The sequence below is a fragment of the Ramlibacter sp. Leaf400 genome (assembly GCF_001424545.1).
In the GTDB taxonomy this organism is placed as follows: Bacteria; Pseudomonadota; Gammaproteobacteria; order Burkholderiales; family Burkholderiaceae_C; genus Ramlibacter.
Window position 1 is genome coordinate 415,401 of the sequence record NZ_LMQL01000001.1, and the last position, 18,544, is coordinate 433,944.

The 18,544-nt window shown below is 69.2% G+C and carries 20 protein-coding genes and 1 tRNA gene; 10 read left to right on the forward strand and 11 right to left on the reverse strand.

The window, feature by feature from the left end; genetic code table 11:
- Positions 1-88: 88 nt before the first annotated feature.
- Positions 89-1,135 carry a S1C family serine protease gene (locus ASG30_RS02015; protein WP_055891767.1) on the reverse strand — a complete coding sequence of 349 codons (1,047 nt, stop codon included), beginning with the start codon at positions 1,133-1,135 and terminating at the stop codon, positions 89-91.
- A 127-nt stretch (positions 1,136-1,262) separates the two neighbouring features.
- Between ASG30_RS02015 and ASG30_RS02020 the strand changes: the two genes are divergently transcribed.
- Complete coding sequence (locus ASG30_RS02020) at positions 1,263-1,589, forward strand: H-NS histone family protein (protein WP_055891770.1); 327 nt, start codon at positions 1,263-1,265, stop codon at positions 1,587-1,589.
- Between the two features lie 201 nt (positions 1,590-1,790).
- Here the strand turns inward: ASG30_RS02020 and ASG30_RS02025 are convergent, their stop codons facing one another.
- The 4 genes from ASG30_RS02025 to ASG30_RS02040 form a co-directional block, all read right to left on the reverse strand.
- A complete protein-coding gene (locus ASG30_RS02025; RefSeq protein ID WP_055891773.1) occupies positions 1,791-2,069 on the reverse strand; it encodes a hypothetical protein in 279 nt (92 codons plus the stop codon).
- Positions 2,070-2,340: 271 nt separating this feature from the next.
- Positions 2,341-4,218, reverse strand: coding sequence for an acyltransferase family protein (locus ASG30_RS02030; RefSeq protein WP_055891776.1), 1,878 nt, complete (start codon positions 4,216-4,218; stop codon positions 2,341-2,343).
- A gap of 264 nt (positions 4,219-4,482) precedes the next feature.
- A complete protein-coding gene (locus tag ASG30_RS02035; protein ID WP_156385380.1) occupies positions 4,483-5,007 on the reverse strand; it encodes an acyltransferase family protein in 525 nt (174 codons plus the stop codon).
- A gap of 115 nt (positions 5,008-5,122) precedes the next feature.
- Positions 5,123-5,209 (reverse strand) — tRNA-Leu (locus tag ASG30_RS02040).
- A 40-nt stretch (positions 5,210-5,249) separates the two neighbouring features.
- Between ASG30_RS02040 and cysM the strand changes: the two genes are divergently transcribed.
- Positions 5,250-6,161 (forward strand): cysteine synthase CysM, encoded by a 912-nt coding sequence (cysM, locus tag ASG30_RS02045; RefSeq protein ID WP_055891781.1) that lies wholly within the window; start codon positions 5,250-5,252, stop codon positions 6,159-6,161.
- Complete coding sequence (locus tag ASG30_RS02050) at positions 6,158-6,691, forward strand: NUDIX hydrolase (protein WP_055891783.1); 534 nt, start codon at positions 6,158-6,160, stop codon at positions 6,689-6,691. Before cysM ends, ASG30_RS02050 begins: the two co-directional genes overlap by 4 nt.
- Before the next feature lie 13 nt (positions 6,692-6,704).
- Here the strand turns inward: ASG30_RS02050 and rfbC are convergent, their stop codons facing one another.
- Genes rfbC through rfbB form a run of 4 tightly spaced genes read right to left on the reverse strand, consistent with a single transcriptional unit; the run spans position 6,705 to position 10,137 of the window.
- The gene (rfbC, locus tag ASG30_RS02055) at positions 6,705-7,262 is read right to left on the reverse strand and encodes a dTDP-4-dehydrorhamnose 3,5-epimerase (protein WP_055891786.1); all 558 of its coding nucleotides are present in this window, start codon (positions 7,260-7,262) and stop codon (positions 6,705-6,707) included.
- A 4-nt stretch (positions 7,263-7,266) separates the two neighbouring features.
- Positions 7,267-8,154 carry a glucose-1-phosphate thymidylyltransferase RfbA gene (gene rfbA, locus ASG30_RS02060; protein ID WP_055891788.1) on the reverse strand — a complete coding sequence of 296 codons (888 nt, stop codon included), beginning with the start codon at positions 8,152-8,154 and terminating at the stop codon, positions 7,267-7,269.
- Position 8,155: 1 nt separating this feature from the next.
- On the reverse strand, positions 8,156-9,076 hold the full coding sequence (gene rfbD / locus ASG30_RS02065) for a dTDP-4-dehydrorhamnose reductase (RefSeq protein ID WP_055891791.1): 921 nt from the start codon (positions 9,074-9,076) through the stop codon (positions 8,156-8,158).
- Positions 9,073-10,137: a dTDP-glucose 4,6-dehydratase gene (gene rfbB, locus ASG30_RS02070; RefSeq protein ID WP_055891794.1), complete on the reverse strand. Its 1,065-nt coding sequence runs from the start codon at positions 10,135-10,137 to the stop codon at positions 9,073-9,075. The genes rfbD and rfbB overlap by 4 nt, the downstream gene beginning before the upstream one ends.
- A gap of 93 nt (positions 10,138-10,230) precedes the next feature.
- Between rfbB and ASG30_RS02075 the strand changes: the two genes are divergently transcribed.
- Positions 10,231-10,458: a sulfurtransferase TusA family protein gene (locus tag ASG30_RS02075; RefSeq protein ID WP_055891797.1), complete on the forward strand. Its 228-nt coding sequence runs from the start codon at positions 10,231-10,233 to the stop codon at positions 10,456-10,458.
- 70 nt (positions 10,459-10,528) lie between these two features.
- Here ASG30_RS02075 and galU read toward each other — a convergent pair whose 3' ends face one another.
- Entirely contained in the window at positions 10,529-11,416 is an 888-nt protein-coding gene (gene galU / locus ASG30_RS02080) for a UTP--glucose-1-phosphate uridylyltransferase GalU (protein WP_055891799.1), read from the reverse strand.
- 105 nt (positions 11,417-11,521) lie between these two features.
- On the opposite strand from galU, the gene ASG30_RS02085 reads away from it, so the two are divergent.
- Positions 11,522-12,532, forward strand: a complete 1,011-nt coding sequence (locus ASG30_RS02085) for an NAD(P)-dependent oxidoreductase (RefSeq protein ID WP_055891807.1) — start codon at positions 11,522-11,524, stop codon at positions 12,530-12,532.
- 30 nt (positions 12,533-12,562) lie between these two features.
- Here ASG30_RS02085 and ASG30_RS02090 read toward each other — a convergent pair whose 3' ends face one another.
- The gene (locus ASG30_RS02090; RefSeq protein ID WP_055891809.1) at positions 12,563-13,624 is read right to left on the reverse strand and encodes a CDP-6-deoxy-delta-3,4-glucoseen reductase; all 1,062 of its coding nucleotides are present in this window, start codon (positions 13,622-13,624) and stop codon (positions 12,563-12,565) included.
- Between the two features lie 49 nt (positions 13,625-13,673).
- Between ASG30_RS02090 and ASG30_RS02095 the strand changes: the two genes are divergently transcribed.
- From ASG30_RS02095 to slmA, 5 genes are all read left to right on the forward strand, one after another.
- Complete coding sequence (locus ASG30_RS02095) at positions 13,674-14,603, forward strand: SDR family oxidoreductase (protein ID WP_055891812.1); 930 nt, start codon at positions 13,674-13,676, stop codon at positions 14,601-14,603.
- Positions 14,604-14,652: 49 nt separating this feature from the next.
- On the forward strand, positions 14,653-15,543 hold the full coding sequence (gene argB, locus ASG30_RS02100; protein WP_055891815.1) for an acetylglutamate kinase: 891 nt from the start codon (positions 14,653-14,655) through the stop codon (positions 15,541-15,543).
- A gap of 102 nt (positions 15,544-15,645) precedes the next feature.
- Entirely contained in the window at positions 15,646-16,347 is a 702-nt protein-coding gene (locus tag ASG30_RS02105) for a response regulator transcription factor (protein ID WP_055891817.1), read from the forward strand.
- Between the two features lie 50 nt (positions 16,348-16,397).
- On the forward strand, positions 16,398-17,765 hold the full coding sequence (locus ASG30_RS02110) for an ATP-binding protein (protein ID WP_055891969.1): 1,368 nt from the start codon (positions 16,398-16,400) through the stop codon (positions 17,763-17,765).
- A gap of 110 nt (positions 17,766-17,875) precedes the next feature.
- Positions 17,876-18,544, forward strand: a complete 669-nt coding sequence (slmA, locus tag ASG30_RS02115; RefSeq protein WP_055891820.1) for a nucleoid occlusion factor SlmA — start codon at positions 17,876-17,878, stop codon at positions 18,542-18,544.

The following is an 18,544-nucleotide window of genomic DNA, read 5'->3' on the forward strand; positions in this document are numbered from 1 at the left end:
TGGTTCCAAGCGTACGCACGGCTGGGCTTGGCCCTGTCGGCCCGGGCGCCGTCGCCGCGTCGGAAGCCACCGGCGCGGCCGCGCGGGCCTAGATGCCGGCCGGGCGGGCCATGGTGTTCATCCGGTCGACGGGCTTGAGCGTGAGGGTGCGGATGTCCGCGCCCTGCAGCACCGTCAGGCTCACCTCCGCATCCGGCGCCGTGCGGTCCCAGAGCTTCTTGTAGAACTCCTCCAGCGTCGCCACGCGTGCGCCGTCGACCGCGAGCACGACGTCGCCCGGCCGCATGCCGCCGGCCTCGGCGGGGCTGTCGCGGTTGACGCGCACCACCTGCACGCGGCCGCCCTGTTCGCTGGACGTGAGCCCGATCCAGGGACGGCGGCTCTGGCGGCTGATGCCGCTCTGCTGCAACTCCGCCAGGATGGGCTTGAGCAGGTCGATCGGCACGAACATGTTGCCGGGCAGCGGCCGGCCCTGGCCGGTGGCGTCGGCCACCAGCAGGCTGCCCACGCCGAGCAGTTCGCCGCGCTGGTTGAACACGGCGGCGCCGCTGTGGTTGTCGATCGGCGGGCTGGTGAACAGCGCCGTCTCGATGTGGTACTCCCAGTAGCCCGAGAAGGGGCGCTTGTCGATCACCTGGACCAGGTCGACGTCGCCGTCCTCGCCGCCGGTGGCGGCCATCACCGCGTCGCCCGCCTTCAGGTCGGCCACCGAGCCCAGCGGCACCGGCGCGATGCCGCGCAGGGGCAGCAGCGGGCGGACCAGGCCGAAGCCGGTGGCCAGGTCGTACGCCACGGCGCGGGCGGGCACGCTGCGCTTGTCCTGCGTGACGAGCTGGATGTTCTCCGCCTCCAGCATCAGGTAGCCGATGGTGAGCACCAGCCCGTCGGGGCCGATCACCACGCCGGAGCCGCTGCGCTGGCGGCCCAGCGTCTCGGCGGAGCGCGCTCCTGCGGTCGCGCTCACCTCGACGCCGACGACCGCGGCATGGGCGCGCGTGAGCGCTTCCACGGCGGCCTGCTGCTGGGGGCCGGGCGTGGCCGGCAACGCGACGGGCACCGCGCCGACGGCAAGGGCTGCGGCGACGCAGCAGCGGCACGCGGTTCGGGCCAGCGTCACCAGGCGGTCGGAGGACATGGCGGCTCCTTGCGAGGGCGGGTCCGCAAGGATGCGCCTTCGCCGGTGACCCTGCAACCGCATCGGAAAGCACCCCATCCGCCGCCTAGAATCCGCCCCGCACAACCGTGAACAGGAGCGTTCGCCCATGCCCACTTACCTGGAACTCAAGGAGCAGGCCGAGAAGCTGCTCGCGCAGGCGGAGCAGATGCGCCGGCAGGAGACCGAGGACGTCATCGCCGACATCAAGGCCAGGATCCAGGCCTATGGCCTGACCGCCCAGGACCTGGGCCTGTCGACCGCTTCGGGGGGTCGCCCGCGCGCGCCGCGCCGGTCGGCCGCGGCCAAGTCGGCCGCCGCGAAGTACCGCGGCCCGAATGGCGAGACCTGGTCCGGCGGCCGCGGCCGCAAGCCGCAGTGGGTGGTGGACGCGCTGGCCAAGGGCAGGAAGCTCGAGGACTTCGAGGTGCGCTGAAGAGCTGGCGGGCCAGGGCGAACGGACGGCGCCTTCGCCTACACGGCGGTCGGAAACTGCCGAGCCACAGCTCGAGGCTCAGCCTTACTGCGCTGGCTCGGCTGTTCGACCACTATTCAGTCGGGATCGGTCCTTGGTTACGGTCCCAGCCATGGAGGTTCTTCGCCCGGCCGCGCGCCGGGCGTCTTTTTTGGGGGGGCCTCAATCGCTGGACACCTCCACGGGGCGCTCGACCTCCTTCGGCGGCGTGCCCTGGGGCGGAATCTTGCGAAGCCACGCCTGGGCGAAGTCCGCTTCGCTGCCGAGGGCGCCGTACTCGGTCACCAGGCCTTCGCCGTGGCAGCGCCAGATGCGGCCGTGGACGCTGTGGTCGCCACGAAGGAGCCCGACGGTGACCTGCTTGCCGATGTTCGGGCCGGTGCTGCCCAGTGCGCCGGCGATGACCTCGCAGAGGTCGCCTGATTTGATCGGTTCGTTCATACCCGAGTGTCCTCCTCCGGGATCACGATGGCTAGCCTTGGCGGCTGCTGCAGGACGTCGTTGGGGCGCACGCAGCCGCGCAGCGCGTCTGCTCGGTCTCGGCGCTCGCCTCGAAGTAGTGGACCGAGACGCGCCTGCCTGGCTCTCGCAAGGGCGGCGGACGCCGCAATCGCGACATCTCCTTCTTGTACTGATCTCCTCTGGCCGGGCGCATCTTCGAGTTTCTGCACCCCGATCACCTCACCCGCTGGTTTCGGCTGGCGTGGCTTTTCTACTGGAACACCTCTGGATGCTTGGCCTTCAGCCTCTCCCCCAACTCGGCCGCTCCCACCGCGGTGAAATGACCAGCATCGAAGTAAAGGAACCGAGAGTCGCGGCTGGACACGATCTCGCAGTGACTAGCATCCTCCCCGCACTGAGTGCCCAGGACGTCGACGAAGAAGACGTTGGTGCGCCTCATCTCTTCGCTATCTAGCATCTGCTTCAGCGCTTCATTGACCGCGGTGCGGTCCTTTCGATGTGTGAACTCCTGGCTGAACTGGTTGAGGGTGGCCTTTCGCATGTGGGCGCGCGCTAATTCACCGGGATCCTTGCTGTACGTCATCTTCGGTCCGAAGACGTAGATGTCCGCCTTCGTGACGCTGCGGATTTCGAGCAACCGCTGGTGCAAGTCGGCCGCGTCCATCCTGGGCCAGTTGTCGTGCAGGAAAACGGCATCCGCCTTCCTCCACACCGCGTCCGAGAGGTTCGCCGCTTTCATCTTCGAGCAGTACTCGCGATCTGCGGGCACCACGGGCGAGCCGAAGTTCAGGCACTTGTAGCCGGTCTGCAGAAACGCGAAGTGCGCCGTCGCGCCGTTCTGCCGCAGCGCGTACACGAGGTCCACCGCATGGGAGTTGCCCATCACAACGACGGTCTTGGGTCCAGAACCAACGAAGCTGGCCGGCCCTTTGGGTACTCCGGATGCTGCCCAGTAGCGGGAGCGCTCGGCCGCGATCTCGTCGCTGGTCATGAAGAAGTCGTGCGGAAAGCGCGCCGGGAAGCCTTTGTGTCCCCACGTATTGGCCGCGACGAACGAAAGCACCAGCGCGAGCGCAGGGCCTGCGAAGCGGATCGATGGAAATCCCGCGCGCGCGCTTGCGGGCCGCCGGAACGGCTCCTCGACGAACCGCCACATCAGCGCGCCGAGAACCAGCGACAAGGCGAGCAGAGCGCCCTTTTCCGCTTGGTTCAATGGAGTGAACTTCCAGTACTTGTAGAAGACGATCAGCGGCCAGTGAACTAGATAGACCGAGTACGAGACTCGACCTATCCCCACGGACACTGGATTTCGAAGCAGCACGCCGGCGAGATGGGCTTCCCCCGCGTAGATCAGCAGCGCCGTGCCAAGGCAAGGCAGGACGGCGAACTTGGGGAACGGCGTCTGGGGCGTGTAGGTGTAGGCGGACCAGGCGATCAGAGCCAGCCCAAGAGCGGTGAGTGCCTCGAGTGGGAGGCTGGGCTTTAGCCTGATCCTCACCAACCACACGCACGCAGCCCCGATGGCGAACTCGAATACCCTGGACGGGAGCAGGTAGAACGTGGCCGCGGGCGACTTGAAAGACACGACCGCAGCCACAGCCAACGAACCCAGCCCTAGCAGGGCGAGGGCGAGTGGGACGGCGTACTTCCTGCGGAGCATGGCCAGCCCCACAAGCAGCGCCGGCCAGAGCAAGTAGAACTGCTCCTCGACCGACAGCGACCACGTATGCAGGAGAGGCATCGTCTCGGATGCCGCCTCGAAATACCCTGTACCGCTCCAGAAGAAGAAGTTCGATGCCGAGATGACTGTGTAGAGCAGGGACGCGCCGTAGTTCTCCAGATCGACAGGAGAGAACAGCCACAAGGCCGCGGCATATGTCGCAAGGAGCGTGACAAACAACGCCGGGAAAAGGCGGCGCGCGCGGCGCGTGTAGAAGTCGACGAATGAGAATGACCCGGACGCTACGGCCTCAACGATGTTCCTGGTGATCAGGAAACCGGAGATGACGAAGAAGACGTCCACCCCGACATATCCGCCAGGCAGGACGGTGTGGTCAACGTGGAAAAGCAGGATGGCAAGGACAGCGACGGCTCGCAGCCCGTCGATGTCTGCCCGATAGTTGTTCATTCAGGAGCGCTCCCCGGACGAATGTAGCGGCGAGTTAGGATGCCACGACCATGGGCAACCCATTTATTCCCTTCGACCCCAACGACAGCTCTGCCAACGCTGGGATGATGCCGCGGAGTTGATCCGCAAGCCGAACACGGTCGGCGGGGTGGTGCTTCGTGGCCTGACCCGGAGGCGTGATTCCGAGCGAGCCCTCTTCCTACTTGGATCATGAGCGCTGAAGCCGAGTCTCCTCTGGCCGGGCTGCTTGCAAGTTGCCCCCGGTCAGCTCGCCCCGCTGGCTTCGGCTGGCGGGGCTTTTTCTCGTTCGGCGACCAGAACGCCGCCTCGCTGCGCCTGCCTGTAGTTCCGCCGCAGGGACAGAAACGGCAGTTCGATCAGGTAGTAAGTGACGGCCGACACCGCGGTGGTCAGCGGCAGGCAGAGCATCGCAAAGAGCAGCCCGTCCTTGATCCCGGACGGCTTCCACCCGAAGTGGACACACAGCTTGAAGGCCACCCCGATCACCAGGCCGTGCGCGAGGTAGAAGGAGAAGCTGATGGAGCCGAGCCAGGCGGCAGCCCGGCTCAGGACTGCCTTCCGCTCCGAAGCCTTCCAACTCGGCCTGGCTCCTGCTGAGCCGGCCGCCAACGGCATCCCGGCGCGGGTGCCGGCGCGGTTCGTGGCCGCGGAGATCGACCAGCTGCCGCAGGCCCAGGCGGGCCAGCCGGCGGCGGCCGAGGTGCTGCTGCACGACGTGCCCGACCTGGGACGGTGCGGATCACCTGCCGCCTGGACAGCTACAAGCATGGGCGCTCGTGGCACTGACGGGCCGTGCGGGCGACGCGGAGCCGCAATTGCCATTGCGGAAACTCACGCGGTAGGGGAGCGGAAAAACGCTCCCGAATTGATAGCTAGAGAGCCTTGGTGCCGGAGCCCGGAATCGAACCGGGACGGTGTTGCCACCGGCAGATTTTGAGTCTGCTGCGTCTACCGATTTCGCCACTCCGGCAGCGTTGAAGAGCGCGGAAAAATTATGGCACAGTGGTGCGATGGACCCGCGCACCTACCCCACCATCGAGGACGCCGTCGGCAAGACGCCGCTGGTCGCGCTGCAGCGCATCGGGGCCGAGGCCAACAAGCGCCGCGGCAATGTCATTTTGGGCAAGCTGGAAGGCAACAACCCGGCCGGCTCGGTGAAGGACCGCCCGGCGCTGTCGATGATCCGTCGCGCCGAGGAGCGGGGTGACATCAAGCCCGGCGACACGCTGATTGAGGCGACCTCGGGCAACACCGGCATCGCGCTGGCGATGGCCGCGGCGATCAAGGGCTACCGCATGGTGCTCATCATGCCGGAGGACCTGTCGATCGAACGCGCCCAGACCATGAAGGCCTTCGGCGCCGAGCTGCTGCTCACGCCCAAGAGCGGCGGCATGGAGTACGCGCGCGACCTGGCCGAGAACATGCAGCGCGAGGGCAAGGGCCGCGTGCTCGACCAGTTCGCCAACGCCGACAACCCGCGCATCCACTACGAGACCACCGGTCCCGAGCTGTGGGAGCAGACCGGCGGGCGCATCACCCACTTCGTCAGCGCCATGGGGACCACGGGCACCATCACCGGCGTGTCGCGCTACCTCAAGGAGAAGAATCCGCAGGTGCGCGTCGTCGGCGCGCAGCCGAACGAGGGCTCGCGCATCCCCGGCATCCGCAAGTGGCCGCAGGAGTACCTGCCCAAGATCTACGACCCCTCGCACGTCGACGAGCTGGTCTACGTGGGCCAGGACGACGCCGAGGAGATGTGCCGGCGCCTCGCGCGCGAGGAGGGCATCTTCGCGGGTATCTCGTCGGCGGGTGCCCTCTGGGTCGCGCAGCAGGTCGCGGCGCAGGTGGAGAACGCCACCATCGTGTTCGTGGTCTGCGACCGGGGCGACCGCTACCTGTCCACCGGGGTGTTCCCCGCGTGAGCACCGACTGGCAGTTCTGCCCGCAGTGCGCGACCGCGCTGCAGCCCATCACCGAGATCGAGGACAGCGGCCCCCGGGAGCGCCTGCGCTGCCCGGCCTGCCGCTGGACCCACTGGAACAACCCGACGCCCGTGCTCGCGGCGGTGGTGCAGTACCAGGACCGCATCCTGCTGGCGCGCAACGCCGCCTGGCCGGCCAAGGTCTATGCGCTGATCACCGGCTTCATGGAGGCCGGCGAATCGCCGCAGGACGGCATCCGGCGCGAGCTGAAGGAAGAAACCAATCTCGATGCGCTCGAGGTCAACCTGATCGGCGTCTACGACTTCCAGCGCATGAACCAGGTGATCATCGCCTACCACGTGCGCGCCGAAGGCGAGGTGCAGCTGTCGCCGGAGCTGGTGGACTGGCGCCTGTACGACTACGACCAGGTCAAGTGCTGGCCCGCGGGCACCGGCTATGCGCTGGCCGACTGGCTGCGCGGGAAGGGCTACGAGCCCGAGTTCGTCGAGTGGCAGCGCCGCTCGGAATAGCGCGACGCTCCTCTCACCAGGGATAAAGCTGCGCCGCCTCCCAGCGCGGCGCCACCTGGTCCTTGGCCGAAAGGGTGGGGCGGCCGCCGATCTCGTGCAAAGGCCAGGCGATGCCCACGTGGGGGTCGTCCCAGGCCAGGATGCGCTCGTCGCTGGGGTCGTAGTAGTCGCTGGCCTTGTACAGGACGTCGGCCTGCTCCGAGAGCACGAGGAAGCCGTGCGCGAAACCCGCGGGCACCCAGAGCTGCCGCCGGTTGTCGGCGCTGAGTTCCACACCGACCCACTGGCCGCGCCGCGGCGAGGACTGGCGCACATCCACTGCCACGTCGAACACCCGCCCGCTGGCCACGCGCACCAGCTTGGCCTGCGGCCGGGTGAGCTGGTAGTGCAGGCCCCGCAGCACGCCGCGTGAAGAGCGCGAGTGGTTGTCCTGCACGAAGCCGACGCTGGTGCCCAGCGCAGCGTCGAAGTCGCGCTGGTTCCAGCTCTCCATGAAGAAGCCGCGCGCGTCGCTCGCCACGCGCGGCTCGACCAGCAGCACTTCGGGCAGTCGGGTGGGCGTGACCTGCATCTCGTCAGCCCTCGAGCAGCCCGGCGAGGTAGGCGCCATAGCCGCCCTCGCCGAAGGCCTGCGCCAGGGCGAGCAACTGCGTCTCGCCGATCCAGCCGTTGCGCCAGGCCACCTCTTCGGGGCAGGCCACCTTCAAGCCCTGGCGCTGCTCCAGCGTGTGGATGAACTGCGTGGCCTCCAGCAGGCTCTCGTGGGTGCCGGTGTCCAGCCAGGCGAAGCCGCGGCCCATGGCTTCGACGTGCAGGCGGCCGCGTGCCAGGTAGTGCTGGTTGATGCTCGTGATCTCCAGCTCGCCGCGCGCCGAAGGCTGGACGGCGGCGGCGATGTCGCAGACTTCTTCGTCGTAGAAGTACAGGCCGGTGACGGCGCTGCTGCTTCGGGGCCGCTGCGGTTTCTCTTCGATCGAGGTGGCATTGCCTTGCTCGTCGAAGCCGACCACGCCGTAGCGCTGCGGATCTCGCACGTGGTAGGCGAAGACGGTGGCGCCCTCGCGCCTCGCGTTGGCTTGCTTGAGCAGCTTGACCAGGTCGTGGCCGTAGAAGAGGTTGTCGCCCAGAACCAGGGCGCTGGGCGCGCCGTCCAGGAACGTTCGGCCGATGAGGAAGGCCTGGGCCAGGCCTTCCGGCCGCGGCTGCGCCGCATGGGCGATGCTCATGCCCCAGCGGCTGCCGTCCCCGAGCAATTGCTCGAAGCGTGGCAGGTCCTGCGGCGTGCTGATCACCAGCACCTCGCGGATACCGGCCAGCATCAGCGTGGTGAGCGGGTAGTACACCATCGGCTTGTCGAACACCGGCAGGAGCTGCTTGGAGATGGCGAGCGTCGCCGGGTGCAGCCGTGTGCCGGCGCCGCCGGCCAGGACGATGCCCTTGCGGGCGAGGAGGGGGGCCGTCATCTCAGGGGCCCGTCGGGCCTTGCGGCGCCAGCTCGGCAACGACCGATCGGACGCCGTCCTGCCAGGGCGGCAGCGCCACGCCGAATGTCTCGCGCAGCCGGCGGGTGTCCAGCCTGCAGTTCTTCGGACGAAGGGCGCGGGTGGGGTGGTCGATGGAGGCGACGGCCTGCACGCGATCGGCGCCGGCGCGAAGCGGCCAGCCGCGCGCTGCGGCTTCGTGCAGCAGCTGTTGCGCGTAACCGTGGCGGCTGACGAAGCCTTCCGCCGCCACGTGGTACAGGCCCGCCAGCCGCTCGGACCCGGGTGTGCTCGCGACCGTTCGCAGGACCTGCGCCGTGACGTCGGCGATGAGGGCGGCTTGCGTGGGTGCGCCCCACTGGTCGTCCACCACCGTCAGCGAGTCGCGCGTCATGGCGGCATCGAGGATGCTTCGTGCGAAGTTGCGTCCCCGGCTGTCGAACACCCAGCCCGTGCGCAACACCAGATGGCGCGGCGCCTCGCGCATCACGGCCTCGTCACCCGCGAGCTTGCTGCGGCCGTAGACATTCAACGGCCCCGGCTCGTCCGTCTCCTGCCAGGGCCGCTCGCCGCTGCCGTCGTACACGTAGTCGGTCGAGTAGTGCAGCATCCAGGCGCCTTGCCGCGCCGCGGCCCGGGCCAGCGCTTCGGGTGCGGCGGCATTGACGGCAAAGGCGAGGTCAGCCTCGTCCTGCGCGCGGTCGACCGCGGTGAAGGCCGCGGCGTTGACGACCACGTCGGGCGCGACCTCGGCCGCCGAAGCCGCCACGCCTCGCGCATCGCACAGGTCGCCGCACAGCGGCCGGCTCGACCGCTCCAGCGCAATGACGTCGCCCAGGGCCGCCAGGCTGCGGCGAAGCTGCCAGCCCACCTGGCCCATGGCGCCGAACAGCAGGATCTTCATGCGGCCGCGTGGATTGAGGGGTACTGCTGCTCGACCCAATGCCGATAGGCGCCGCTGGTGACGCAGGCGACCCAGTCGGCATGCGTGAGGTACCAGTGCACGGTGTCGCGGATGCCTTGCTCGAAGGCGATGGCGGGCCGCCAGCCGAGTTCGGTGGCGATCCTGGTGTCGTCGATCGCGTAGCGGCGGTCGTGTCCCGGCCGGTCTTCCACATGCCGGACCAGGTCCGCATGGTGGGCACCGGGCCTTGCTTCATCGAGCACTTTGCAGATCGCGTGCACCACCTCGAGGTTGGTCCGCTCGGACCGGCCGCCGATGTTGTAGGTCTCGCCGACGCGACCGCGATCGAGCACCGCGCGCAGGGCCGAACAGTGGTCGACTACGTGCAGCCAGTCGCGCACCTGGCGGCCGTCGCCGTACACCGGCAGCGGCTGGCCGGCCAGCGCGTTGTGGACCATCAGCGGGATGAGCTTCTCGGGGAACTGCCGCGGGCCGTAGTTGTTGGAGCAGTTGGTGGTGATGACCGGCAGGCCGAATGTGCGGTGCCACGCGCGGGCAAAGTGATCCGCTGCCGCCTTCGACGCGGCGTAGGGGCTGTTCGGACGGTGGGGGTGGGCCTCGTCGAAGGCCGCCTCGCCGGGCTCCAGCGAGCCGAACACTTCATCGGTGGACACATTGAGGAAGCGGAAGGCCGCGGCCTCGGTGGGCGGGAGCGTGCGCCAGTGGTCGTGGGCCGCCTGCAGCAGGCGGCACGTGCCCACCACGTTGGCCTGGATGAAGGGCTCGGGCGCCGCGATCGATCGGTCCAGGTGGCTCTCGGCGGCCAGGTGGACGATGGCCCGCGGCCGGTGCTCGCGCAGCAGTCGCGAGACCAGATCGATGTCGGCGATGTCGCCTCGCACGAACCGGTAGGCGGGGTTTCCGTCCAGGTCGCGCAGGTTGCCCAGATGGCCGGCGTAGGTCAGCAGGTCCAGGTTGAGCACCGGCTCGCGCACCTGGTCCAGCCAGTCGAGGATGAAGGCGGATCCGATGAATCCGCAGCCGCCGGTGACGAGGATCATGGGTTCCGCAGGAGAAGGCTCGAACGATAGCAAATGCCCCCGAGGCGCTGCCGGGCCAACCTGCCTAGAATCGAGCACATCCGGGAGCGGACCATGAACATCGACAAGCAAATCGACACCCGCGGCCTGAACTGCCCGCTGCCCATCCTGCGCGCCAAGAAGGCGCTGACGGACATGCAGTCGGGCCAGCTGCTCAAGGTCGTGGCCACCGACCCCGGTTCGCTGCGCGACTTCCAGGCGTTCGCGCGGCAGACCGGCAACGAGCTGGTCGAGCAGCAGCAAGAGGGCGAGGAGATCATCCACGTGCTGCGGCGGCGCTGAGCCGGCGCGCCCGCGTCGATAAAGCAAAAGGCGCCCACGGGCGCCTTTTGCTTTGCGGCAGTTCGCCCCGTCAGAGCTTGAGGCCCTTCAGGTACTCGCGGAAACCGGGGCCGAGCTCCGGATTCTTCAGCGCGAAATCCACCGTGGCCTCGAGGAAGCCGTCCTTGCTGCCGCAGTCGTAGCGGCGGCCTTCGTAGAGGTAGGCGTGAACACCCTCGGTGTCCGTCAGCCGGGCGATACCGTCGGTGAGCTGGATCTCGCCGCCCGCGCCGCGCGGGTTGGTGCGGATCATGTCGAACACCGCGGGCGTCAGCACATAGCGGCCGGCCACGCCCATGCGCGAGGGCGCGCTGTCCGGGTCGGGCTTTTCCACCATGCGGCTCACCTTCGTGAGGCGTTCGCCGGCGGGGTTGCCCGCGACGATGCCGTAACGCTTGACGTGTTCGCGAGGAACTTCCTGCACAGCCATGATGCAGGTGGGCGTCTGCTCGAACTGGCGGACCATCTGCGCCATCACCGACGAGCCGCCTGCGGGGCCGATCATCAAGTCGTCGGGCAGCAGCACCGCGAAGGGCTCGTCGCCCACGATGGGGGCGGCGCACAGCACGGCATGGCCCAGGCCCAGCGCGCGCGCCTGGCGCACGAACGAGCAGGACATGTCGGACGGCGCGATCGAGCGCACCAGATCGAGCAGCGCGCTCTTCTTGCCATTTTCCAGCTCCAGCTCGAGCTCGACCGAGGTGTCGAAGTGGTCCTCGATGGCCCGCTTGCTGCGCCCGGTGACGAACACCATGTGCCGGATGCCGGCCTCGTAGGCCTCTTCGACGGCGTACTGGATCAGCGGCCGGTCGACGACCGGCAGCATCTCCTTGGGAATGGCCTTCGTGGCCGGAAGGAATCGAGTGCCAAGGCCGGCAACAGGAAAAACGGCCTTGTTGATCCTCGTGACATTTTTCATCGACTGGAAAGATGTTCTTCGTTAAAGTCCGTGAAGTGTTTCACGAGCCCGGCGTCTCAACCATTCGCATCGGCTGATTACGCTGTCGGACAAGGTCGCAATTCGGTGGACATCTTACTGGTCGAACGTGTGGTCCCCGAGGCGCTCGGCTGGCTCCAGGAGCGCCACGCCGTCGAAAGCCGCCCCGAGCTGGCCGCCGATCCCAGCGCGCTGCGCAAGTCCCTCTACAAGGCCCAGGCCGTCGTGCTGCCGCGCAAGGTGGTGGTCACGCGGGAATTCCTCGACTTCGCTCCACGACTGCAGGCCATCGCGCGCATGCACGGCGGCACCGACAACACCGACCTCGAAGCCTGCCGCGACCGCGGCGTGCGTGTCATCCAGGCCACCACCGCCAGCGTGCGGTCCAACGCCGAGTACCTTCTGGGCGGCCTGCTGATGCTGTTCCGTCGCGGCATCGGCGCCGCGCTCAACGGTGATCGCCACGCCGAATTGCGGCTCGGCCGCGAACTCAATGGCAGCGTCATCGGCGTGCTGGGCCTGGCCCCCACCGCGCATACGCTGGCGGGGATGCTGCACGCCCTGGGCGCCAAGCTCATCGGCTACGACCCGGCCGTGCACCACACGGCCCCGATCTGGTCGCGGCTGAACATCCAGCCGGTCGGCTTGCAGGAGCTGTTGGCGCATTCCGACGCGGTCAGCGTGCAGGTGATGTACGCGTCGAGGTACCGGAATTTCATCAACGAGAAGCTGCTGGCGCACTGCCGGCCCGGGCAGGTCTGGGTCGGCATCAGCCGCTCGCAGCTGTTCGAGGCCGAGGCCCTGGCCCGGGCGCTGCGCGATGGCCGCATCGAGGCGGCGCTGCTCGACGGGGCGGATGCCGGCTTCGCCGCGCGCGGCACGCCGCTGCACGAGTGCCCCAACCTGTTCCTCACGCCGCGGCTGGGTTCGCAGACCCGCGAGGCGCAACTGCGGGCCAGCTGGTACGTGGCGCATCGCATCCACGAGACGCTGTCCCCCCCGCCGGAAGGGCTGGACGAGACCCCGACGGCCATGATGGACCTGGAAGGCGCCAGCCGGCGCTCGCCGCGCGGCGAGCCCGACTTCATCATCCGTTGAGCCGCACGCCGCCGTGGCGACGGCGAGCTTTCAGGTCCCCGGATCCTTGTGCTTGTCCGCCTCGGTCGTGAAGGCGTCCGCGTAGAACTCCTCGGGCGGCAGCTTGCAGTTGGCGCTGTACTCGTCGCGCGCCGACTCGACCACGATGGGCGCACCGCAGGCATAGACCTGGTGGCCGGAAAGGTCCGGGAAGTCCTCGATCACCGCCTTGTGCACGAAGCCCGTGCGGCCGGTCCAGTTGTCCTCGGGCAGGGCATTGGAGATCACCGGCACGTAGGTCAGGTTGCCCATCTCGGCGCAGCGGGCCCGCACCCAGTCGTCCAGGTACAGGTCGGCCGGGCGGCGGCCGCCCCAGTACAGGATGGCGGGACGCGTGATGCCCTTGAACTGCATGTGCTCGATCACCGCCTTGATCGGCGCGAACCCGGTGCCCGAGGCCAGCAGCACCATGGGCTTGTCCGAGTCCTCGCGCAGGAAGAAGCTGCCGTACGGGCCTTCCACCCGCAGAATCTCCTTTTCCTTCATCGCGTTGAACACGTGCTCGGTGAACTTGCCGCCCGGCATGTGGCGGATGTGCAGTTCCACGCCAGGCCCGATGTGCGGCGCGTTCGCCATCGAGTAGCTGCGGCGGGCGCCGTCGCGCAGGATGAACTCGATGTACTGGCCGGCGTGGAAGCGCATCGTGTCGTTGGCGGGCAGCTGCAGCTTCACGATCATCACGTCGTGAGACTTCTTCTCCAGCGACATCACGCGCGAAGGCATCTTCTTGATCGGGAAGGCCGACTCGTCGGTGACCTGGCGCGACTCGAGCACCACGTCGCTCAGCGCCGTCGCGCTGCAGGTGAGGATGTAGCCGTTGGCTTCTTCCTCGGCGCTCAGGGCCTTGCTCTGGTGCATGCGGTGGACCACCTGGCCCTCCAGCTTCCTGCACTTGCACGAGCCGCAAGCGCCGTCCTTGCAGCCGTAGGGCAGGCCGATGCCCTGGCGGATGGCCGCGGCCAGCAGGGCCTCATCGGCATCGGCGCTGAAGGCTCGCCCGCTGGGCTGCACCGTCACCTGGAAAGGGCCTGCGGCGGCCTCGGCGGTGGTCATGGGTTGGGTATCCTCGGGAGCTGGTTTTTCACTCGACGAACGGCCTATTTTGCCCTCGAACGCGATGCCCCTCGGCGCGCTGCCGGCCCGCTTCCGGCGGGAGCGCATCCTCGTCGTCGGCTGCGGCGACGTCGGCCTGCGCGTGGCGCAGGCGCTGCGCGGCCGGGTGCGGCTGCTGGCGCTGACCTCCTCGCCGGGGCGCGTGCCCCTGCTGCGCGATCGCGGCCTGACGCCCTTGCAGGGCGACCTGGACGACCCCCGCTCGCTCGCGCGGCTGGCCGGCCTGGCCACACGCGTCGTGCACCTGGCGCCACCCCCGGGCGAGGGCGCGGGCGCGACCTGGCACGACCCGCGCACCACGGCCCTGCTGCGCGCCCTGCGCCTTCGCACGCCGCCCGCGGCGTTGGCATACGGCTCCACCACGGGCGTGTACGGCGACTGCGCCGGCGAGAAGGTGGCCGAGTCGCGGCCGGTGGCGCCGCGCACCCCGCGCGCCGCGCGACGCGTCGATGCCGAGGCTGCCGTGCGATTCTTCGGCCGCTCCGCCGCCGTGCGCGCCAGCATCCTGCGCATCCCCGGCATCTATGCGCCCGACCGCGAGGGCGGCACGCCGCGCGAACGCCTGCTCAAGGGCACGCCCGTGCTGCAGCCGCAGGACGACGTCTACACCAACCACATCCATGCCGACGACCTGGCGCGCGCGCTGGTGGCGGCGCTGTGGCGCGGCCGGCCCCAGCGCGTGGTGAACGCGGTGGACGACACCGAGCTGAAGATGGGCGACTGGTTCGACCTGGCCGCCGACCTCTACGGCCTGCCGCGTCCGCCGCGGGTGTCGCGCGCCACCGCGCAGGGCAGCCTGCCCCTGGCGCTCCTGAGCTTCATGGGCGAGTCGCGCCGCCTGGACAACTCGCGGCTCAAGCGCGAACTGCGGCTGCGCCTGGGCTACCCGACGGTGGCGCAGGGGCTGCGCGCCGGCTGAGAGGCCCCGGGGCCCACCCTACAATTTGCGCTCCCCATCCGCTGCCGCCATGACCGACACCTCCCACATCGCCGCGCGCGACAAGGCCGAGATCCTTGCCCAGGCACTGCCCTACATCCGCAAGTTCCATGGCAAGACCATGGTGATCAAGTACGGCGGCAACGCCATGACCGATCCGGAGCTGCAGGCCGACTTCGCCGAGGACATCGTGCTGCTCAAGCTGGTGGGCATGAACCCGGTGGTGGTGCACGGCGGCGGCCCCCAGATCGAGCAGGCCCTCAACCGCCTGGGCAAGAAGGGCGAGTTCATCCAGGGCATGCGCGTCACCGATGCCGAGACCATGGAAGTGGTGGAGTGGGTGCTGGCCGGCGAGGTGCAGCAGGACATCGTGGGCTTCATCCACAAGGCCGGCGGCAAGGCCGTGGGCCTGACCGGGCGCGACGGCGGCCTGATCCGCGCGCGCAAGCTGAAGATGGTCGACACCAAGGACCCGAACAAGGAGCACGACGTCGGCCAGGTCGGCGACATCGTGGAGATCGACCCTGGCGTGGTGCGCGCGCTGCTGGAGGACCACTTCATCCCCGTCGTCAGCCCGATCGGCTTCGGCGACGAGAACGAGAGCTACAACATCAACGCCGACGTGGTGGCCAGCAAGCTGGCCACGGTGCTGCGGGCCGAGAAGCTGGTGCTGCTGACCAACACGCCCGGCGTGCTGGACAAGTCGGGCGAGCTGCTCACCGACCTGAGCGCGCGCGAGATCGACGACCTGTTCGCCGACGGCACCATCTCGGGCGGCATGCTGCCCAAGATCAGCGGCGCGCTGGAAGCCGCCCGCAGCGGCGTGAACTCGGTCCACATCATCGACGGCCGGGTGCCGCACTCCATGCTGCTGGAGATCCTGACCGATCAGGCCTACGGCACGATGATCCGTTCGAAATGAGCCAGGGGTTCGTCATCCTCGCGAAGGCGGGGATCCAGGCGGCGCGGCGCGAAGGCGGGAGCACTGGATTCCCGCCTCCGCGGGAATGACGGCGGGTCCGACATGCGACTGCTGCTCGTCGAAGACGACGTGATGGTGGCCAGCGGCATCAAGCTGGGCCTGACCGACGCCGGCTACGCGGTCGACTGGGTCGGCAGCGGCGAGCGCGCCGAGGAGGTGCTGCGCACCGAGGTGTTCGACGCCGCCATCATCGACATCGGCCTGCCGCACATGGACGGCCTGGAGCTCACCCGGCGCCTGCGCAAGCCCGAGATGGCCAGCCAGAAGCTGCCGGTGCTGATCCTCACCGCGCGCGACGCGCTGCAGGACCGGGTGCAGGGCCTGGACCTGGGCGCCGACGACTACATGGTCAAGCCCTTCGAGCTGCCGGAGCTGCTGGCCCGCCTGCGCGCCTTGCTGCGCCGGTCGCAGGCGGCCACCAGCGCGGTGCTCAGCTTCGGCCCGATCGAGCTGGACACGGCCAACCGGCGCGCCACCGCGCACCGCGGCACGCAGAAGGTGACGCTGGAGCTGGGCCCGCGCGAGTGGACGGTCATGGAGTACCTGCTGATCCACGCGCCCAAGCCCGCCAGCAAGGAAAAGCTCCTGCAGGCCCTGACCGGCTGGGACAAGGAGATCACGCCCAACGCGGTGGAGGTCTACATCTCGCGCCTGCGCGGCAAGCTGGAGCCGCACGGCGTCGCGCTGCGCTCCATCCGCGGCTTCGGCTACCGGCTGGAACTGCAGGGCGCCGGCGCACCGTGATCGCCTTTCGCCCCGGCCGCCCGGCGAGCCGGGGCGCCGCCGGCGAGCGCATGCTCTCGGGGCTGCGACGGCGCCTGCTGGTGATGCTGCTGGTGCCGCTGGTCGGCCTGGCCCTGCTCAACGCCTGGTTCGACTACCGCTCGGCCGACAACGTCGCCCTGCAGCAGGACCGCCAGCTCGCCGCCGTGGTGCCGCTGCTGGCCGACTCGGTGATCGGCGAGGGGCTGCTCAAGACCGATCCGCCGGTGGTGCTCATGCCGCCGGCCGCCGCGGAATTCTTCGACGGCCAGCGCGTCTTCGCCCTCACCGACCCGGACGGCAAGCTGCTGTTCGGCGAGGGCTGGCTGGCCGGCCTGCCGCCGCCGGACGACGAGCTGGAGTTCCACAGCGAGGAGAACGGCGGCACCACCTGGCGCATCGCCCGCCAGCGCCAGCAGACCGTCATCGGGCCGGTGGTGGTGGCGGTGGCCGACGGGTCCGACCCGCGCCAGCAGTGGGCCCGCTCCATCCTGTTCAAGGTGCTGCTGCCCAACCTGGTGCTGATCGCCGCGGCGGCCTTCGCGGTCGGCTGGGCGGTCGAGCGGGCGCTCAAGCCGCTGCTGGAGCTCAAGGACGCGGTGGAGCGGCGCTCGCCGCGCGACCTGGGCGCGCTGGACGAGGCCGCCTCGCCCGAGGAAGTGCGCCCGCTGGTCCGGTCGCTCAACCAGCTGTTCGGGCTGGTCAACGCGCAGGCCGAGAGCCAGCGGCGCTTCATCGCCGACGCGGCGCACCAGCTGCGCACGCCGCTGGCCGGCCTGCAGGCGCAGGTGGAGGCCTGGGCGCAGGCGGCCCACAGCGCCGGCCGCGAGGGGCGGGTGGAGCTGCGGGCCGACCAGGTGGACAAGCTGCGCGGCGCCACCCGGCGCACCTCGCAGCTGGCCAACCAGCTGCTGGCGCTGTCGCGCGCCGATGCGCGCACGATGGAGGCGCAGCCGCGGCAGCGCGTGGACCTCAAGGCCCTGTGCGAGGACCTGCTGCAGGTGCACCTGGATGCCGCGACCGCCCGCCGCATCGACCTGGGGCTGGAGGCCGAGCCCGTCCAGGTCATGGGCCACGAGTGGCTGCTGCGCGAGCTGCTGTCCAACCTGGTCGACAACGCCGTCAAGTACACGCCCGACGGCGGCACCGTCACGCTGCGCTGCGGCCTGCGCGCCGGCCAGGCCTTCCTGGAGGTCGAGGACGACGGGCCGGGCGTGCCAGAGGCCGAGCGCGGCAGGGTGCTGGAGCGCTTCTACCGGGTGCAGGGCACGGGCGGCGAGGGCAACGGCCTGGGCCTGCCGATCGCGCAGGAGATCGCGCGTGTGCACCACACGCAACTCGAACTGCGAAGCGGCGCGGGCGGCCGCGGGCTGCGGGTCACGCTGCCTCTGGCGATCTGACGTTGTAAGTGCGCACTTGGCCTGCAGGCCGCGACTTTCCGTGCATTCCTACGGGTGAACCCGAAGTCACGGTATGCGAGAATGACCTGCAACCCATCCATTGCCAAGCCATGCCCGAAGCCGACCTGAGCACGCCCGCCACCCCCGAAGCTGCAGAAGCCGCCGAGGCCGCGACGCCCGCGCGCAAGCGGCCCAAGCCCGGCGAGCGGCGTGTCCAGATCCTGCAGGCGCTGGCCATGATGCTGGAGCAGCCCGGCGCCGAGCGCATCACCACCGCCGCGCTGGCCGCCAAGCTGGAAGTGAGCGAAGCCGCGCTGTACCGCCACTTCGCCAGCAAGGCCCAGATGTTCGAGGGCCTGATCGAATTCATCGAGCAGAGCGTTTTCACCCTGGTCAACCAGATCCAGGAGCGCGAAGGCCCGGGCAACGGCGCGGCCGATTCCGGCAGCCGCCAGGCCGCCCGCATCGCCACCATGCTGGTGCAGTTCGCCGAGAAGAACCCGGGCATGACCCGCGTGATGGTGGGCGACGCCCTGGTCTACGAGAACGAGCGTCTGCAGCAGCGGATGAACCAGTTCTTCGACAAGATCGAATCCACCTTCAAGCAGTGCCTGCGTGGCGAAGTCGACGAGGCCTCGGCCACCCCGACGCTGGACGCCCAGGTGCGCGCCTCCATGCTCACCGCCTTCGTGGTCGGCCGGCTGCAGCGCTTTGCCCGCTCGGGCTTTCGCCGCAGCCCGTCGGAGCACCTGGAAGCCAGCCTCGCCCTGATGTTGTGA

Excerpts from the sequence above, each read along its gene's own strand:
- rfbA (WP_055891788.1), bottom strand. The coding sequence starts at position 8,154 with ATGACGGCCCCCCTCCTCGCCCGCAAGGGCATCGTCCTGGCCGGCGGC.
- rfbB (WP_055891794.1), bottom strand. The coding sequence starts at position 10,137 with ATGATCCTCGTCACCGGCGGCTGCGGATTCATCGGATCCGCCTTCATC.
- ASG30_RS02025 (WP_055891773.1), bottom strand. The coding sequence starts at position 2,069 with ATGAACGAACCGATCAAATCAGGCGACCTCTGCGAGGTCATCGCCGGC.
- ASG30_RS02075 (WP_055891797.1), top strand. The coding sequence starts at position 10,231 with ATGAACATCGACAAGCAAATCGACACCCGCGGCCTGAACTGCCCGCTG.
- galU (WP_055891799.1), bottom strand. The coding sequence starts at position 11,416 with ATGAAAAATGTCACGAGGATCAACAAGGCCGTTTTTCCTGTTGCCGGC.
- ASG30_RS02030 (WP_055891776.1), bottom strand. The coding sequence starts at position 4,218 with ATGAACAACTATCGGGCAGACATCGACGGGCTGCGAGCCGTCGCTGTC.
- ASG30_RS02090 (WP_055891809.1), bottom strand. The coding sequence starts at position 13,624 with ATGACCACCGCCGAGGCCGCCGCAGGCCCTTTCCAGGTGACGGTGCAG.
- rfbD (WP_055891791.1), bottom strand. The coding sequence starts at position 9,076 with ATGAAGATCCTGCTGTTCGGCGCCATGGGCCAGGTGGGCTGGCAGCTT.
- ASG30_RS02105 (WP_055891817.1), top strand. The coding sequence starts at position 15,646 with ATGCGACTGCTGCTCGTCGAAGACGACGTGATGGTGGCCAGCGGCATC.
- ASG30_RS02035 (WP_156385380.1), bottom strand. The coding sequence starts at position 5,007 with ATGCTTGTAGCTGTCCAGGCGGCAGGTGATCCGCACCGTCCCAGGTCG.
- cysM (WP_055891781.1), top strand. The coding sequence starts at position 5,250 with ATGGACCCGCGCACCTACCCCACCATCGAGGACGCCGTCGGCAAGACG.
- ASG30_RS02015 (WP_055891767.1), bottom strand. The coding sequence starts at position 1,135 with ATGTCCTCCGACCGCCTGGTGACGCTGGCCCGAACCGCGTGCCGCTGC.
- slmA (WP_055891820.1), top strand. The coding sequence starts at position 17,876 with ATGCCCGAAGCCGACCTGAGCACGCCCGCCACCCCCGAAGCTGCAGAA.
- ASG30_RS02110 (WP_055891969.1), top strand. The coding sequence starts at position 16,398 with ATGCTCTCGGGGCTGCGACGGCGCCTGCTGGTGATGCTGCTGGTGCCG.
- ASG30_RS02020 (WP_055891770.1), top strand. The coding sequence starts at position 1,263 with ATGCCCACTTACCTGGAACTCAAGGAGCAGGCCGAGAAGCTGCTCGCG.
- argB (WP_055891815.1), top strand. The coding sequence starts at position 14,653 with ATGACCGACACCTCCCACATCGCCGCGCGCGACAAGGCCGAGATCCTT.
- rfbC (WP_055891786.1), bottom strand. The coding sequence starts at position 7,262 with ATGCAGGTCACGCCCACCCGACTGCCCGAAGTGCTGCTGGTCGAGCCG.